Source organism: Streptomyces sp. NPDC004051 (assembly GCF_053604275.1).
The window spans coordinates 376,918-391,295 of sequence record NZ_JBSGHG010000001.1; the positions used below are offsets into that span (position 1 = coordinate 376,918).

14 protein-coding genes are annotated in these 14,378 nt (G+C 69.7%); 3 read left to right on the plus strand and 11 right to left on the minus strand.

Annotated features, from left to right (window positions below; all coding sequences use genetic code 11):
• Positions 1 to 98 precede the first annotated feature (98 nt).
• A complete protein-coding gene (locus ACWEQO_RS01755) occupies positions 99 to 1,448 on the minus strand; it encodes an NYN domain-containing protein (protein WP_452977737.1) in 1,350 nt (449 codons plus the stop codon).
• 65 nt (positions 1,449 to 1,513) lie between these two features.
• Positions 1,514 to 1,753, minus strand: a complete 240-nt coding sequence (locus ACWEQO_RS01760; protein WP_109377913.1) for a hypothetical protein — start codon at positions 1,751 to 1,753, stop codon at positions 1,514 to 1,516.
• A 157-nt stretch (positions 1,754 to 1,910) separates the two neighbouring features.
• Here ACWEQO_RS01760 and ACWEQO_RS01765 point away from each other — a divergent pair, with 157 nt between their 5' ends.
• Both ACWEQO_RS01765 and ACWEQO_RS01770 read left to right on the plus strand, forming a co-directional pair.
• Positions 1,911 to 2,645, plus strand: a complete 735-nt coding sequence (locus ACWEQO_RS01765) for a rhomboid family intramembrane serine protease (RefSeq protein WP_452977740.1) — start codon at positions 1,911 to 1,913, stop codon at positions 2,643 to 2,645.
• Positions 2,642 to 2,923, plus strand: a complete 282-nt coding sequence (locus tag ACWEQO_RS01770; RefSeq protein WP_279336483.1) for an Lrp/AsnC family transcriptional regulator — start codon at positions 2,642 to 2,644, stop codon at positions 2,921 to 2,923. The genes ACWEQO_RS01765 and ACWEQO_RS01770 overlap by 4 nt, the downstream gene beginning before the upstream one ends.
• A gap of 714 nt (positions 2,924 to 3,637) precedes the next feature.
• Here ACWEQO_RS01770 and trpD read toward each other — a convergent pair.
• The 5 genes from trpD to ctaE all read right to left on the minus strand — a co-directional run bounded on the left by trpD (position 3,638) and on the right by ctaE (position 9,058).
• Positions 3,638 to 4,702: an anthranilate phosphoribosyltransferase gene (gene trpD / locus ACWEQO_RS01775; RefSeq protein ID WP_452977743.1), complete on the minus strand. Its 1,065-nt coding sequence runs from the start codon at positions 4,700 to 4,702 to the stop codon at positions 3,638 to 3,640.
• 149 nt (positions 4,703 to 4,851) lie between these two features.
• A complete protein-coding gene (gene qcrB, locus ACWEQO_RS01780; protein WP_361462094.1) occupies positions 4,852 to 6,504 on the minus strand; it encodes a cytochrome bc1 complex cytochrome b subunit in 1,653 nt (550 codons plus the stop codon).
• Positions 6,501 to 7,559, minus strand: a complete 1,059-nt coding sequence (gene qcrA, locus ACWEQO_RS01785; protein ID WP_361462096.1) for a cytochrome bc1 complex Rieske iron-sulfur subunit — start codon at positions 7,557 to 7,559, stop codon at positions 6,501 to 6,503. Before qcrA ends, qcrB begins: the two co-directional genes overlap by 4 nt.
• Positions 7,556 to 8,368, minus strand: coding sequence for a cytochrome bc1 complex diheme cytochrome c subunit (gene qcrC, locus ACWEQO_RS01790; RefSeq protein ID WP_361462099.1), 813 nt, complete (start codon positions 8,366 to 8,368; stop codon positions 7,556 to 7,558). Before qcrC ends, qcrA begins: the two co-directional genes overlap by 4 nt.
• A gap of 78 nt (positions 8,369 to 8,446) precedes the next feature.
• Positions 8,447 to 9,058 carry an aa3-type cytochrome oxidase subunit III gene (gene ctaE / locus ACWEQO_RS01795; RefSeq protein WP_361462102.1) on the minus strand — a complete coding sequence of 204 codons (612 nt, stop codon included), beginning with the start codon at positions 9,056 to 9,058 and terminating at the stop codon, positions 8,447 to 8,449.
• Between the two features lie 211 nt (positions 9,059 to 9,269).
• Here ctaE and ACWEQO_RS01800 point away from each other — a divergent pair, with 211 nt between their 5' ends.
• Positions 9,270 to 9,671 (plus strand): response regulator, encoded by a 402-nt coding sequence (locus ACWEQO_RS01800; protein WP_361462105.1) that lies wholly within the window; start codon positions 9,270 to 9,272, stop codon positions 9,669 to 9,671.
• Between the two features lie 55 nt (positions 9,672 to 9,726).
• On the opposite strand, the gene ACWEQO_RS01805 is transcribed toward ACWEQO_RS01800, so the two are convergent.
• From ACWEQO_RS01805 to ctaC, 4 genes are all read right to left on the minus strand, one after another.
• The gene (locus ACWEQO_RS01805; RefSeq protein ID WP_361462107.1) at positions 9,727 to 10,989 is read right to left on the minus strand and encodes a L,D-transpeptidase; all 1,263 of its coding nucleotides are present in this window, start codon (positions 10,987 to 10,989) and stop codon (positions 9,727 to 9,729) included.
• A 129-nt stretch (positions 10,990 to 11,118) separates the two neighbouring features.
• Positions 11,119 to 11,517 carry a cytochrome c oxidase subunit 4 gene (locus tag ACWEQO_RS01810; protein WP_361462110.1) on the minus strand — a complete coding sequence of 133 codons (399 nt, stop codon included), beginning with the start codon at positions 11,515 to 11,517 and terminating at the stop codon, positions 11,119 to 11,121.
• Positions 11,514 to 13,250, minus strand: a complete 1,737-nt coding sequence (gene ctaD, locus ACWEQO_RS01815; protein ID WP_452977750.1) for an aa3-type cytochrome oxidase subunit I — start codon at positions 13,248 to 13,250, stop codon at positions 11,514 to 11,516. Before ctaD ends, ACWEQO_RS01810 begins: the two co-directional genes overlap by 4 nt.
• Entirely contained in the window at positions 13,247 to 14,236 is a 990-nt protein-coding gene (gene ctaC / locus ACWEQO_RS01820) for an aa3-type cytochrome oxidase subunit II (RefSeq protein WP_361462115.1), read from the minus strand. The genes ctaD and ctaC overlap by 4 nt, the downstream gene beginning before the upstream one ends.
• Between the last annotated feature and the right edge of the window lie 142 nt (positions 14,237 to 14,378).

The window sequence follows — 14,378 nt, forward strand, 5'->3', positions numbered from 1 at the left end:
GCCAATTCGGTCAATCGGCAGGTACGTTGCGGTTGGGTCTTACGTTCCGGATGGGACGTACCGCACAGCCCTCGTCACCGCGCCCCGCGCCCTGTGCCCTACGCCCGGGAGAAGCGCTTCAGCAGGACCGCCGAGGCGACCGGGCGGGCGCCCGCGCGGGCGACTCCGTCGGCGACCTCGCGGTCGGTGGAGACGACGATGACCGGCCGTCCCGGCGGCTCGGCCCGGACCAGCTGGCGGATCAGCTCGTCGGCGGTGACGCCGGGCTTGGAGAACAGCACCCGCACCCCGCGAGGCGGCGCCAGCAGTACGGGAGCGGCCAGTTCGGCCCCGTCGAAGACACAGGTCACCTCGGCGCCGGACTGTGCGCCGAGCTGGGCGAGCTGGCCGAGCAGCCGCAGGCGCTGCTTCTCCAGCGGCATCTGGGGATAGCCGGTCTTGGTGACGTTGTAGCCGTCGACGACGAGATGCGCCTGCGGCAGCGCCAGCAACTGGTCGAGGACGGCCGGGTCGTCCTCGGACAGCGCCCGGGCCGCGATGTCTTTGGGCGACATGCGCCCCGGCTCGACGGCGTCCACGGTCTCGGCGGGCCGGACGGACACGGGGGGCAGCGCGAGTTCGCGCCGGAGCCCCTGGGCGGCGTCCAGCACGGTGTCCAGGAGCAGCCGCACCCGCATGTCCTCGACGCTGCGGCCCTCCCGGGCGGCCCGGCGGGCGGCCTCCAGGGCGGCCTCCGACTCGCCGAGGCGCGCCTTGAGCCGCCGGCTCTCGCTCTCGGCGGCGGACACCTGCGCCTGCCCGTCGGCGCGGACGGAGTCCAGCTCCCCCTGCAGTTTGCGCAGCGCGGCCTCGCCGCGCTTGACGTCACTGAGCGCGGACCGCAGCTTGCGGTGCAGGGAGTCCACTTCTTTCCTGGCCGAGTCCAGGTCGCCGCGCAGCCGCTCGGTCTCGGACCTGGCGTGCTCACGGGCGCGGGCGAGTTCGGCGCGCAGCCGCTCCGCCTCGGCCCGGCTCTCCTCGTCGGCGCGCTCGGCGTCGGCCCGCTGGGCCTCCTCGCCCGCGGCGGTCACCAGCTTCACCCAGCCGGGCGGCCGCATGACGTAGGCCGCGGCCGCCACGTCCAGCGGGTCGGCGGCCGGGGGCGGAGCGCCTGCGTCGAGGGCGCCGGACAGTTCCGGCTGGGCCTCCTTCAGCCGCTCCGCGATGCGCTGGCGGAACAGCGGTTCGCTCTCCAGCGCGGCGGCCATGGCGTTGCCGGCGAACTTGGCGCGGCGGCTCGGGGTGAACCGGGCGTACTGCCTGAGCTGGACGGGCAGCTCGGCGACCGTCAGTCCGCCGAAGCCGTCGGAGACGATCTGGACGACCCGGCGGCGCACACCGTCGGGCAGCGGACGGTCGAGCACCTCAGCGGCGCCGTCCTCCGGCCCCCCGCCCGCGGTCTCCACCATCCGTCACACCCCAATGCCTGTGCGCGACCCCGCGTGCGGGGTCTTCCGAGCGGGGCCCGCTCCACTCAGGAGCCGGCACCCGGCCTGTCGACGAGTTCCACCTGGTCCACGGCGTTGCACCAGCGGCACCGCACCGACTCGATCGTCTCACCGAGGACCTCGCGCTCCTCGACCTTGGGCTCCCCCGCCAGATCGAGGTGGACGTACTCGACGACCTTGGACGAGCGGGTCACGTCGAACCGGGTGAGATTGCCGCAGAGGGTGCAGCGCCACCGCGTCGAGGCAGTCGGCTGGGGGACCGTCATCGTGGCTCTTCGCCTTTCTTCCAGTGTCCGTGACGCACCGGGCACCCCGGCGCGTGTGGCACGTAACCCTACGGCCTGGCGGGTCCTCGCCGCCCGTCCGTCCACGGCGGCGAGGCGGTCTGTGCGGTTGCGTCCCCTTACGTCATGCTCTGTGTTCATGATCCGTGACTGGCGGGCATCGGCCGCCGGAGCGCTGCGGCGCCCGTCGGCGCCGGTGACCCACACCCTCATCGTCCTGTGCTGCGCGGTCTTCCTCATGAGCCCGGCCTCCGGGCTCGATCCGGCGTACGGGTCCGGGGAGGAGCTGCTGGCCGCGCAGCGGAGCTACTTCCGCCACTGGGGCGTGGTCCCCGCAGAACTGTTCGAAGGCTCCCCCGGTGCCGCTCTCACCCCCGCCACGGCCCTGTTCGTCCACGGCGGCTGGGTGCATCTGCTCGGCAACATGCTCTTCCTCCACGTCTTCGGGACGATGGCCGAGGCGCGGATGGGCCGCCTGCAGTTCCTGCTGTTCCACGTCGGCTGCGGATACCTGGCCCTGCTCGGGTACGCCGCCGTCCGCATGGACTCCGAGCAGTCCGTGGTGGGGGCCTCGGGAGCGATCTCGGCGGTCCTCGGCGCGTTCCTCTTCCTGTTCCCCCGGGCGCGGGTGACCAGTCTGCTGCCGTTCCTGTTCTTCCTGCCGGTGCGCTTCCCGGCGTGGGTCGTGCTGCCGTTCTGGGTGGTGCTGCAGTGGCTGGCGGCGCTGCCCGCCTCCGACGGCCCCGGGGTGGCGTACCTGGCGCACCTGGTGGGCTTCGGGCTGGGCTTCTGCTGCGCGTGGGCGCGCTTCCGGGGGGCGACTACAGTGAGGACCGCCCCAGCTCCGGCCCCCGAGGGAGAGAACCAGCCGTGATCACCGCGATCGTCCTCATCAAGACCAGCGTGGACCGGATCCCCGAGATCGCGGAGCAGATCGCCGCACTGGACAGCGTCAGCGAGGTCTTCTCCGTCACCGGCACCTACGACCTGATCGCCATGGTGCGGGTCAAGCAGCACGAGGACCTGGCGGAGGTCATCCCGGGCCGGATCAGCAAGATCCCGGGCGTGGAGGGGACCGACACGCACGTGGCGTTCCGCGCGTACTCGCAGCACGACCTGGAGGCCGCGTTCGCGATCGGCCTGGACAGCTGAGACGGCCGCCGCGGCCGTCGACCGCGCGGTGGCTCCACCGGGCACCGTCCCTCGCGGGTTGCCCGACGGCGCGGACGAAGCGCTCCACCTGTTCGTCCGGGGGCTCGCCCCGAGGCTGACCCGGATCGCGCCGGAGGGCCTCGCGCCGGACGCCGCCCCGGGGCACCGCACCCGTCCGGGGTCCGCGGGTCACCGCCGAGCAGGGCGCGTGGCAGCGGGTGGGCGCGGAGGAGCCCGTCCCGTACGCCGATGCCGCACTCGGCGGACGGAGCCGCGGCGAGGCGGGAGCCGTGCCGGCCGACGACGAAGGAGTGCGCGCCGACGCGCGGCGCGTCGTCCCCGAACGGGGGACAGGGGCAGGAACCGCACCTCGGGCGCGTCCGCGAGCCCGTCCCGGACCGTGGGGATCAGCCGCTCCTCGCGGGCGGGCCGGCGCGTCGCCCCCGGCCTCGCCGGGCGCCGCGCGGGCCGAGGCGATGGCGTGGGCTCCGACGACGTCGGGCGGGCCAGGCCCCTCGTGCGGGCCGCGCCGTCGTGCCGCCGGACGTCCGGCGAACCGCGTCCTCCCGGGGCCGGGGCCTTGCGGGGCTCACGGTCGACGAGGGCGGGCTTCCAGAGGCCGCACGGCCTGCTCCGGGCTGTCCGGGGCATCGAGGAGGGGGACGCCGGAACCGCCGTCGCGGCGGCCGGACGGGGGCCGACCGCCGCGACGGTTCACGCGTTGCTGACCGCCACCCAGTGCTCCAGGACCCGCTTGGCGGCCCCCGAGTCGATGGATTCGGCGGCCTCGGCCATCTTCGCCCGGAGCTGTTCCGCCAGGCTCCCGGTGCCCGGCTTCAGCGCCACCAGTGCCGCCGCCGAGTTCAGCAGCACCGCGTCCCGCACCGGGCCCCGCTCGCCGTCCAGCAGCCGCCGGGCGACCTCGGCGTTGTACGCGGCGTCGGCGCCGCGCAGCGCCTCCAGCGGCACGGGCTCGATGCCGACGTCCCGCGGGTCGAAGTGCTCCTCGGTCACCTTGCCGTCCCGGACCACCCACACCCGCGAGGTGCCGGTGGTCGTCAGCTCGTCGAGGCCGTCGTCGCCGCGGAACACCAGCGAGGAGTGGCCCCGGTCGGCGAACACGCCGGCCATGATCGGCGCCATCCGCGGGTCGGCGACCCCGACGGCCTGGGCCCGGACCCGGGCCGGGTTGGCCAGCGGGCCCAGGAAGTTGAACACCGTGCGGATGCCCAGCTGTCCTCGCGCGGCGGCCACATGGCGCAGTGCCGGGTGGAACTTCACCGCGAAGCAGAAGGTGATCCCGGCCTCCTCCGCGACCTCGGCGACCCGCTGCGGGGTCAGCTCCAGGTTGACGCCGAGCTTCTCCAGGACGTCGGAGGCGCCGGACGCGGAGGAGGCGGCCCGGCTCCCGTGCTTGACGACCTTCGCCCCGGTGCCCGCGATGACGATCGAGGACATCGTGGAGATGTTCACCGTCTTGGCGCCGTCGCCGCCGGTGCCGACGATGTCGACGGTCTCCCCCGGCACCTCGATCGCGACGGCGTGCTCGTACATCGCCCGGACGCAGCCGACGATCTCGTCGACCGTCTCGCCCTTGGCCCGCAGCGACACGGCGAACCCGGCGATCTGCGCGTCGGTGGCCTCACCCCGCATGATCAGGTCCATCGCCCAGGCGGTGTCGTCGGCGGACAGGTCGCGCCCGTCGAGCAGTCCGTTCAGCAGGACGGGCCAGGAGCGGTCCGCCGCGGTGTCGCCTCCTGCGGGGGTCACAGCGCTCATCTGCCGCTCCTGGGTCGTAGACGGGGGTGAGGGGGGTTTCATCCCCACCTTATCCAGCCCGGAGCACGGCGAAGGGCCCCCGTCCGGTCTGCGGACGGGGGCCCTTCGCCGTCGTGTGGCGACTTGGGTGTCGTACGGGTTTCAGGTGATCAGTGGTGGCCGTGGCCGCTCGTGATCTCCTTGTACTCCTCGACGGTCGGCTTGGTGATCTGGGACCCCTCGCCGTAGTAGCCCTTGCTGAGCTTGGCGCGCAGCCTCTCGGTCGGCTTCACCTTGCGCTCGACGCCGTTCTCGTCGACCAGCGGGCCGATCTCGACCGGCTTGTACTGCTCGTGCGCCGTGAGGGTGTGCAGCTGCTCCTGGCTGAGCGGCTCGTGGACCTCGATGAACTCACCGTGCGGCAGGCGCTTGATGATGCCCGACTCGCGGCCGTGCAGCACCTTCTCCTTGTCCCGGCGCTGCAGGCCGAGGCAGATCCGCTTGGTGACGATGAACGCCACCACGGGCCCGGCGAAGAACCCGATCCGGACGAACCAGGTGATCGCGTTGATCGACAGGTTGAAGTGGGTGGCCCACAGGTCGTTGCCGCCGCCCACGAGGGAGATGAAGTACAGGGTGATCCACGCGACGCCGAAGGCGGTGCGCGTCGGGGCGTTGCGCGGGCGGTCCAGGATGTGGTGCTCGCGCTTGTCCCCGGTGACCCAGGACTCGATGAACGGGTAGACCGCGATGGACACCAGGACCAGTCCGAAGACCATCAGCGGGATGAACACGCCCAGGGCGAGCGTGTGGCCCCAGAAGTTGATCTCCCAGCCCGGCATCACACGGACCAGGCCCTCGGAGAAGCCCATGTACCAGTCGGGCTGGGCTCCGGTGGAGACCATGTCCGGCCGGTAGGGGCCGATGTTCCAGACCGGGTTGATCGTCGCGACCGCCGAGACGACGCACAGCACACCGAAGACCAGGAAGAAGAAGCCTCCGGCCTTGGCGATGTACACCGGCAGCAGCGGCATGCCCACGACGTTCTTGTTGCTCTTGCCGGGACCCGCGAACTGCGTGTGCTTGTGGTAGAAGACCAGGATCAGGTGCGCCACCACGAGGCCGAGCATGATGCCCGGCAGCAGCAGGATGTGGATCGAGTAGAACCGGGCGACGAAGTCGTCCCCCGGGAACTCCCCGCCGAAGAGGAACATCGAGATGTACGTGCCGACGATCGGCACGGACAGGATCGCGCCCTGCGTGAAGCGGATGCCGGTGCCGGAGAGCAGGTCGTCCGGGAGCGAGTAGCCGGTGAAACCGGTGAACATGCCCAGGACGAGCAGCAGGAAGCCGAAGACCCAGTTGACCTCACGCGGCTTGCGGAACGCGCCGGTGAAGAACACGCGCATCATGTGCACGAACATGCCGGCCACGAAGATCAGCGCGGCCCAGTGGTGGATCTGCCGGATCAGCAGACCGCCGCGGACGTCGAAGCTGATGTCCAGCGTCGACTTGTAGGCCTCACTCATCAGCTGTCCCTGCATCGGGACGTAGCTGCCGTGGTACACCACCTCGTTCATCGAGGGGTGGAAGAACAGCGTCAGGTACACACCCGTGAGGATGATGATGATGAAGCTGTAGAGGCAGACCTCACCGAGCATGAACGACCAGTGGTCGGGGAAGATCTTGCGCATGTTGGCCTTGGCCAGGGAGTAGATCCCCAGCCGGCTGTCCGCCCAGTCGGCGACCCGTTCGCCGGCCGGCGCCTTCCCGCGGGAGCGGCCCGCGCCCGACGGGTTCGTGCTGCTGGTCGTGGTACTCATCCGCGCTCCCAGAATGAGGGACCGACGGGCTCGTCGAAGTCGCCGAGCGCTTCGAGGTAGCCCTCGTCGTTCACACCGATGCGCAGCTGCGGCAGGGCGTGTCCGGCGGGACCGAAGATGACCCGGGCTCCGTCGGCGAGGTCGAAGGTGGACTGGTGGCAGGGGCACAGGGCGTGGTGCGTCTGCTGCTCGTACAGGGAGATCGGGCAACCGACATGGGTACAGATTTTCGAGTACGCCAGAATACCCTGGTGCGACCACTCGAGCGACTGCTTGTCCTTGATGTCGTCCGGCTGGATGCGGACGAGCATCAGGGCGGCCTTGGCGATCTCGTTCATGAACCCGTGCTCGTCCTCCTCCAGGCCCTCGGGCTTGGCGAAGGTCAGCGAGCCCACGGCGATGTCGGACGCCCGCATCGGCTCGTTCGTGTTCATGTTGATGAGCAGCTTGCCCTTGGCCCACAGGGTGTGGCGCAGCTTGTCCTCGGGCAGCGGCCCGAGGTCACGCAGCAGCACCACTCCGGAGAGCGGGAACAGGGCGAGCGCGCCGAACATCGTGTTGCGGATCAGCTTGCGCCGTCCGAGCGCCGACTCCTTGGCGCCCTGGCGGAAGTCGTCCATGACCTTCTCGCGGACCTCGGGCGGGGCCGCGATCGGGTGCCGCTCGTCGGTGAGCTCGTGGTCCGACATCAGCGTGCGGGCCCAGTGGACCGCGCCGGCGCCGATGGCGAACAGGGCGACACCGAGGGTCATACCGAGCGCGAAGTTCATCGCGCCGATCTGACCGAGCGGGAAGATGTAGACGGACTTGTCGATCGGGATCGCCACGAACGAGACGATGAAGCCGACGGTGGCCAGCATCGACAACGTGAACAGGAGGGCGACCGTACGCTCGGACCGCTTGGCGGCCCGCTCGTCGATGTCCTGGATCCGGGGCTCGTGCGGAGGCAGCCCGGGGTCGGCGAACGGGTTCTTCTCGTCCGCGACGCGGACCGCGCCGTGCGTGCCGCCCTGCTGCACGGACAGCTTCTCGTCGGGGGTCTCTTGGCTACTCATGACTTCCTGGCCTTTGCGGTCCGAGCGGCGACCCAGACGGCGGTCACGATCAGCCCGCCGAGTCCGAAGATCCACGCGAACAGACCCTCGGAGACCGGGCCGAGTCCGCCGAGCGTCAGGCCGCCGGGGCTCGAGGTCTCCTTGCCGTTGACCGCGTTCACGTAGGCGATGACGTCCTTCTTGTTCTGCTCCGACAGCGAGCCGTCGGGGAAGGAGGGCATGTTCTGCGGGCCGGTCAGCATGGCCTCGTAGATGTGCTTGGGGTCCACGTCCTCGAGGCTCGGGGCGTACTTGCCGTGCGTGAGCGCACCGCCCTGGCCGGTGAAGTTGTGGCACTGCGCGCAGTTGTTGCGGAACAGCTCACCGCCCTTGGCGATGTCGGCGCCCTCGGGGCCGTACTGCTCCTCGGTGGGAATGGCCGGGCCGGCGCCCAGGGAGGCGATGTACGCCGCCAGCTGGTCGATCTCGGCCTGGTTGTAGACGGCCTTCTTCCGCGGGAGCTGCGCGCTCTGCGAGGTGGCGGCCGGCATCCGGCCGGTGGCCACCTGGAAGTCGACGGCCGCAGCGCCCACGCCCACCAGGCTGGGGCCGTCGGTGGTGCCCTGACCGCCGGTGCCGTGGCAGCTGGCGCAGCCGACGGCGTAGAGCTTCTTGCCCTCCTCGATGGCGAGGGACTGGGCGGTTTCGTCGGCCTGCGCCTTGCTCGCGGGTGCGAACACGGCGTACAGCCCCCCGGTGCATGCCAGCGCGAGGAGCAGAACGACGAGCGCCGCCAACGGGTGGCGTCGTCGTGCGGAGAGCTTTTTCACGGATTACCCCGGTGTCAGGATCTTCTGCGTCGATGCTTCTGGATGGATGCGCTCTTCGAGCGCGCGGATTCGGCCCGCCTACTTGATCATGTAGATCGTGGCGAAGAGGCCGATCCAGACGACATCGACGAAATGCCAGTAGTAGGACACGACGATGGCCGCCGTCGCCTGGTCATGAGTGAACCTCCGAGCCGCGTAGGTCCGACCGAGGACCAGCAGGAAGGCGAACAGGCCGCCCAGAACGTGCAGGCCGTGGAAGCCGGTGGTCAGGTAGAAGACCGATCCGTACGGGTCGGAGGAGATGGTCAGACCGTAGTGCTTGACCAACTCGGTGTATTCCAGGACCTGACCGCCGATGAAGACCGATCCCATGATGAACGTGACGATGAACCACGTCCGGAGCTTCTTCACGTCACCGCGCTCGGCCGCGAACACGCCGAGCTGGCAGGTGAGGGAGGAGAGCACCAGGATCGTGGTGTTCGTCGCCGAGAACGGGAAGTTCAGGGTGTCGGCCTTCTCCGACCAGAAGTCGGGTCCGGTCACCGATCGCAGGGTGAAGTACATCGCGAAGAGGGCCGCGAAGAACATCAGCTCGGAACTCAGCCAGATGATGGTTCCGACGCTGGTGAGGTTCGGTCGGTTGACCGACGGGAGCGCGTGCCCGGTGTCTACTGTCGTTGCTGTCGCCACGCCGACATTATGTCGGTCGCTTATCCCGCCCTCACCCCGGGGGGTGCCGTTCGGTGTGTTCGCACCTCCTGTAGTGCCCGGATGGCCCATCGAAGCGACGCCCGAACCGGTGGCGAACCAGTGTTGACAAGCTGCCCGAAGGGGTAGCATCCGCGCCATCGGCACGCGCGGTACCGCCGATGCCGAGCCCCCTCAGAAGCGTGGAGGAACAATGCAGGCGACCGCCACGGTGCTGGTCTACAGCGACAACGCCAACACCCGGGAGCAGGTGCGGCTCGCCACCGGCCGGCGGCCCGCCCCGGACGTGCCCGTCGTGGAGTTCCTGGAGTGCGCGACCGTCCCGGCCGTCCTCGAGGAGCTGGAGCGGGGCGGCGTCGACGTCTGCGTCCTGGACGGCGAGGCCACGCCCATGGGCGGCATGGGCCTGTGCCGGCAGATCAAGGACGAGATCTTCGAGTGCCCGCCGGTGCTGCTGCTCATCGGCCGCCCCCAGGACGCCTGGCTGGCCACCTGGAGCCGTGCGGAGGCGGCTGTGACGCTGCCGGTGGAGCCGGTGGAGTTCGCCTCGGCCCTGGCCTCCCTGCTGCGGCAGAAGAGCGCCCTGGGCGTCTGACCGCACGGTCCGTACCGGCGCGGCGCCCGCGGTGGCCCCGGCTCGTCGTGCGCGGTCAGGCCGGCTGCGGGCGCAGGCGTGCCCTCTCCTCCGGGACGGGGCCCGCCGCGCCGCCCGGCAGGGCGCTGCCGGCGCGCCACTCGGTCCAGCTGAGGTTCCAGTCGCCGAAGCCGTTGCCGAACGGCTCCATGTCGGTGCCGCCCGAGTTCACGACCGTCACCAGGTCGCCCCTGCGGACGGTGCCGTAGAACCATTCGGCCTCACCGGTGCTCATGCCGACGCAGCCGTGGCTGACGTTGGCGTACCCCTGGGAGCCGACGGACCAGGGGGCGGCGTGCACGTACTCGCCGCTCCAGGTCACCCGCGCGGCGAAGTGGACGGGCATGTCGTAGGACTCGGCGGAGCCCTCGGCTATGCCTATGGAGCTGCTGCGCATCTGCACGGTGCGCTCCTTGCCGAGGACCACCTTGATGCCGTTGCGCGTCTCGAACCCGGGTTTGCCGGCGGTGACGGGGATCGTCCTGATCTGCTTGTCGCCCTTGTAGACCGTCAGCCGGTGCGCCGCGACGTCGGTGACGGCCACGACCCGGTCGCCGGTCCTGATCGTCAGGGGTTCGGTCCGGGCGCCCCGCAGCCGGTCGTTGATCCTGACGCCCTCCAGGGTGCTGCGCACCCGGACGGTGGCGTTCTCGGGCCAGTAGTCCTTCGGGCGGAAGTGGAGCTTCTTGTCGTCCACCCAGTGCCAGGCGCCCCCCACCGAGGGCGTGGAGGACACCTTCAGGCCGCGCTCCACGACGGCGCGCTGCGCGGGGTCCCCCACCGGCTCGGTCAGCTCGGCGGTGAGCGGCTGGCCGACCCCGTAGGTGCCCGCCTCGGGGCCGAAGACGACGCCCAGGTTCTTGCTCTTGCCGGCGGGCTTGCCGGTGGTGAGGGCGAGGACCTTGCGGCCGGGGGCTCCGTTCACGCCCTCGGTGCTCACCCGGATCGTGTAGCTCGCGTCGGCGACGAGCGGGGAGGTGCTGTGCCAGCGGCTCCCGTCGGCGGCGAGTTCGCCCGCCACGTGGCGGCCCTTGGTGTCCACGGCCGTGACGTCGGTGATGCGCCCGTCGGAGTCCTCGGCGAGGATCTCCAGGGGCGTGTCCGGATCGGCGGCACCGCCCTCGGCGGTGGGGCCGTTGAAGGATATCTGGTCCGCCGCGTCGTAGGGCTCGGCGGACAGCGGGTCGCCGACGGCTGAGCAACCGGCGACGCCCGCACCCAGGGCGATCACCAGCAGCGTGCGGCCGACGACGGTGCGGTGGTGCGGATCAGGTCTCATGGCCTCACGCTAGGAAGCCACGTCAAGTCCGGCGCGCCGGAAGACTCGAACGAGTGACATATGACGTGGCAGACGCAGGGCCCGGACGCTCCTGACGGAGTGTCCGGGCCCTGCGGCGCGCGGCGTGTGCTACTGGGTGCGGTTCTCACCGTGGTAGTACTCGAGGACCCAGCCCAGGATGCTGAGCAGGATCAGCGGCAGCGCGAAGTACATCAGCCACCAGCCGACGGCGATGGCCAGGAAGGCGACGGCACCGCCGAGCCCCAGACCGAGGGGCTGCCAGCTGTGCGGGCTGAAGAACCCGACCTCGCCGGCGTCGTCGGCGACGTCCGCCTCCTTGTTGTCCTGCGCGCCCACGTCGACCCGCCGGGCGGTGAAGCCCAGGTAGAAGCCGACCATGATGCTCAGGCCGAAGGCCAGGAAGAGGGCCGTGGTACCGGCCGGCTCCTTCGACCACACGCCGTAGACGATCGCCACGACGAGCAGGAAGAGGCTCAGCCACATGAACATCTTGCCCTGGATCTTCACTTGCCGGCCTCCTTTCCGCCGGAGAGGACCTTCTCACCGTGACCGGCGTTCTCGAGCTGGTCGAGAGCGGCGATCTCCGGGTGGTGCAGGTCGAAGGCCGGGGATTCGCTGCGGATCCGCGGCAGGGTGAGGAAGTTGTGCCGCGGGGGCGGGCACGAGGTGGCCCACTCCAGGGAGCGGCCGTAGCCCCACGGGTCGTCGACCTCGATCTTCTCGCCGTACTTGGCCGTCTTCCACACGTTGTAGAAGAACGGCAGCAGCGACATGCCGAGCAGGAACGAGGCGATCGTGGAGACCGTGTTCAGCGCGGTGAAGCCGTCGGCCGCCAGGTAGTCCGAGTAGCGGCGGGGCATGCCCTCGGCGCCCAGCCAGTGCTGGACCAGGAAGGTGCCGTGGAAGCCGATGAACAGCGTCCAGAAGGTGATCTTGCCGAGCCGCTCGTCGAGCATCTTGCCGGTGAACTTCGGCCACCAGAAGTGGAAGCCGGCGAACATCGCGAAGACGACGGTGCCGAACACCACGTAGTGGAAGTGCGCCACCACGAAGTACGAGTCGGTCACGTGGAAGTCCAGCGGCGGCGAGGCCAGGATGACACCGGTCAGACCACCGAACAGGAAGGTCACCAGGAAGCCGATGGACCAGAGCATCGGGGTCTCGAAGCTCAGCGATCCCTTCCACATGGTGCCGACCCAGTTGAAGAACTTCACGCCGGTCGGAACCGCGATCAGGAAGGTCATGAAGGAGAAGAACGGCAGCAGCACACCGCCGGTGGCGTACATGTGGTGCGCCCACACCGTCACCGACAGACCCGCGATGGCGATGGTCGCGCCGACCAGACCCATGTAGCCGAAGATCGGCTTGCGGGAGAAGACCGGGACGATCTCACTCACGATGCCGAAGAACGGCAGCGCGATGATGTACACCTCGGGGTGCCCGAAGAACCAGAACAGGTGCTGCCACAGCAGCGCTCCGCCGTTGGTGGCGTCGAAGATGTGCGCGCCGAACTTCCGGTCGTACTCCAGCGCGAACAGCGCGGCGGCCAGCACCGGGAAGGCGAGCAGGACCAGGACACCGGTCAGCAGCACGTTCCAGGTGAAGATCGGCAGGCGGAACATCGTCATGCCCGGGGCGCGCATGCAGATGATCGTGGTGATGAAGTTGACCGACCCCAGGATGGTGCCGAAGCCCTGGAGGGTCAGACCCATGATCCACATGTCGGAGCCGGCGCCCACCGAGCGGACCGCGTCCGAGAGCGGGGCGTAGCCGGTCCAGCCGAAGCTGGCGGCCCCGTCCGGGGTGAGGAAACCGCCGATCGCGATCAGCGAGCCGAACAGGTAGAGCCAGTAGGCGAACATGTTCAGCCGGGGGAACGCCACATCGGGCGCGCCGATCTGCAGCGGCATGATCCAGTTCGCGAAGCCGACGAACAGCGGCGTCGCGAACATCAGCAGCATGATCGTGCCGTGCATCGTGAACGCCTGGTTGAACTGCTCGTTCGACATGATCTGCAGACCGGGTCGGGCGAGCTCCGCGCGCATCACCAGCGCCAGGACGCCACCGACGCAGAAGAAGACGAACGACGTCACCAGGTACATGGTGCCGATCGTCTTGTGGTCCGTGGTCGTCATCCACTTGACCACGATGCTGCCGGGCTGCTTGCGCCGTACCGGCAGTTCGTTCCCGGAGGAGGCCACAGCCGTTGCGGCACCCTTGGATTCGTTGAGGATGCTCACAGAACGTTCGCCTCCTTGTTCCTCTCGTGTTCCGTCTGGTCGATGCCGGCGGGCACGTAACCGGTCTGACCCTTCTCCGCGAGCTCCTGGAGGTGCTGCTCGTAGCGCTCGGGGGAGACGACCTTCACGTTGAACAGCATCCGGGCGTGGTCGACGCCGCAGAGCTCGGCGCACTTGCCCAGGAAGGTGCCCTCACGGTTGGGGACCACTTCGAAGGCGTTGGGGTGACCCGGGATGAGGTCCTGCTTCATCATGAACGGCACCACCCAGAAGGAGTGGATGACGTCGCGCGAGGTCAGGACGAACCGGACCCGCTTGCCCTCGGGCAGCCACAGGGTGGGGCCCGGGTTGTTCGTCTGCGGGTTCCGCGTGGAGGGGGTGCCGCAGTCGTTGACGCCACCGGCGTTGGCCGGGAAGTCCTTCTTGTAGAGCTCGGGAACGCTCTCGAGTTCCTTGGCGGTCTTGGCGTCGCCGGTGGAACCCTGGACGTTCTCGATGTAGTTGAAGCACCAGCTCCACTGGAAGCCGACGACGTTCACGGTGACGTCGGGCTTGTCGAGCTTCATCAGCTCGGACTCGTCCCGGGCCGTGAAGTAGAAGAAGACCGACACGATGATGAGCGGAACCACGGTGTACAGCGCCTCGATGGGCATGTTGTACCGGGTCTGCGGAGGTACCTCGACCTTGGTGCGGCTGCGCCGGTGGAAGAAAGCACTCCACAGGATCAGGCCCCACACGAGCCCGCCGATGGCGAGCGCGGCCGCCCACGACCCCTGCCACAGGGAGAGGATTCGCTCCGCCTGTTCTGAGGTGGGGGTGGGCATACCAAGGCGAGGGAAGTCCTCCCACGTGCAACCGGTGGCGGTCGCCAGGACCAGGCCCGCGGTCAGTGCCTGCAGCAGCTTCCGCTGCCTCGGGCGCCGCGGCTTGGGGGTACCACCCACGCCCTTCAGGCCGTGGGGGAGGTCGGAGCCGTTGGGACTCACGTAGCGCCTTCCCGAGAGTCTCGCCCGCGCTGTACGGCTGCGGCCTGTCCTTCTCACCGGTCGGTCGCCGCCCTGCGTCGGGCAGGGGTTTGGATGTTTATGCGGACCAAACCCTAGCCGACGCCTTCCGGAGGGTCGCGGG

Bases quoted from the DNA above. Each gene is read 5' to 3' on its own strand.
- trpD (WP_452977743.1), bottom strand. From the start codon at position 4,702: ATGAGCGCTGTGACCCCCGCAGGAGGCGACACCGCGGCGGACCGCTCC.
- qcrB (WP_361462094.1), bottom strand. From the start codon at position 6,504: ATGAGTACCACGACCAGCAGCACGAACCCGTCGGGCGCGGGCCGCTCC.
- ACWEQO_RS01755 (WP_452977737.1), bottom strand. From the start codon at position 1,448: ATGGTGGAGACCGCGGGCGGGGGGCCGGAGGACGGCGCCGCTGAGGTG.
- ACWEQO_RS01800 (WP_361462105.1), top strand. From the start codon at position 9,270: ATGCAGGCGACCGCCACGGTGCTGGTCTACAGCGACAACGCCAACACC.
- ACWEQO_RS01765 (WP_452977740.1), top strand. From the start codon at position 1,911: ATGATCCGTGACTGGCGGGCATCGGCCGCCGGAGCGCTGCGGCGCCCG.
- qcrA (WP_361462096.1), bottom strand. From the start codon at position 7,559: ATGAGTAGCCAAGAGACCCCCGACGAGAAGCTGTCCGTGCAGCAGGGC.
- ACWEQO_RS01805 (WP_361462107.1), bottom strand. From the start codon at position 10,989: ATGAGACCTGATCCGCACCACCGCACCGTCGTCGGCCGCACGCTGCTG.
- ACWEQO_RS01760 (WP_109377913.1), bottom strand. From the start codon at position 1,753: ATGACGGTCCCCCAGCCGACTGCCTCGACGCGGTGGCGCTGCACCCTC.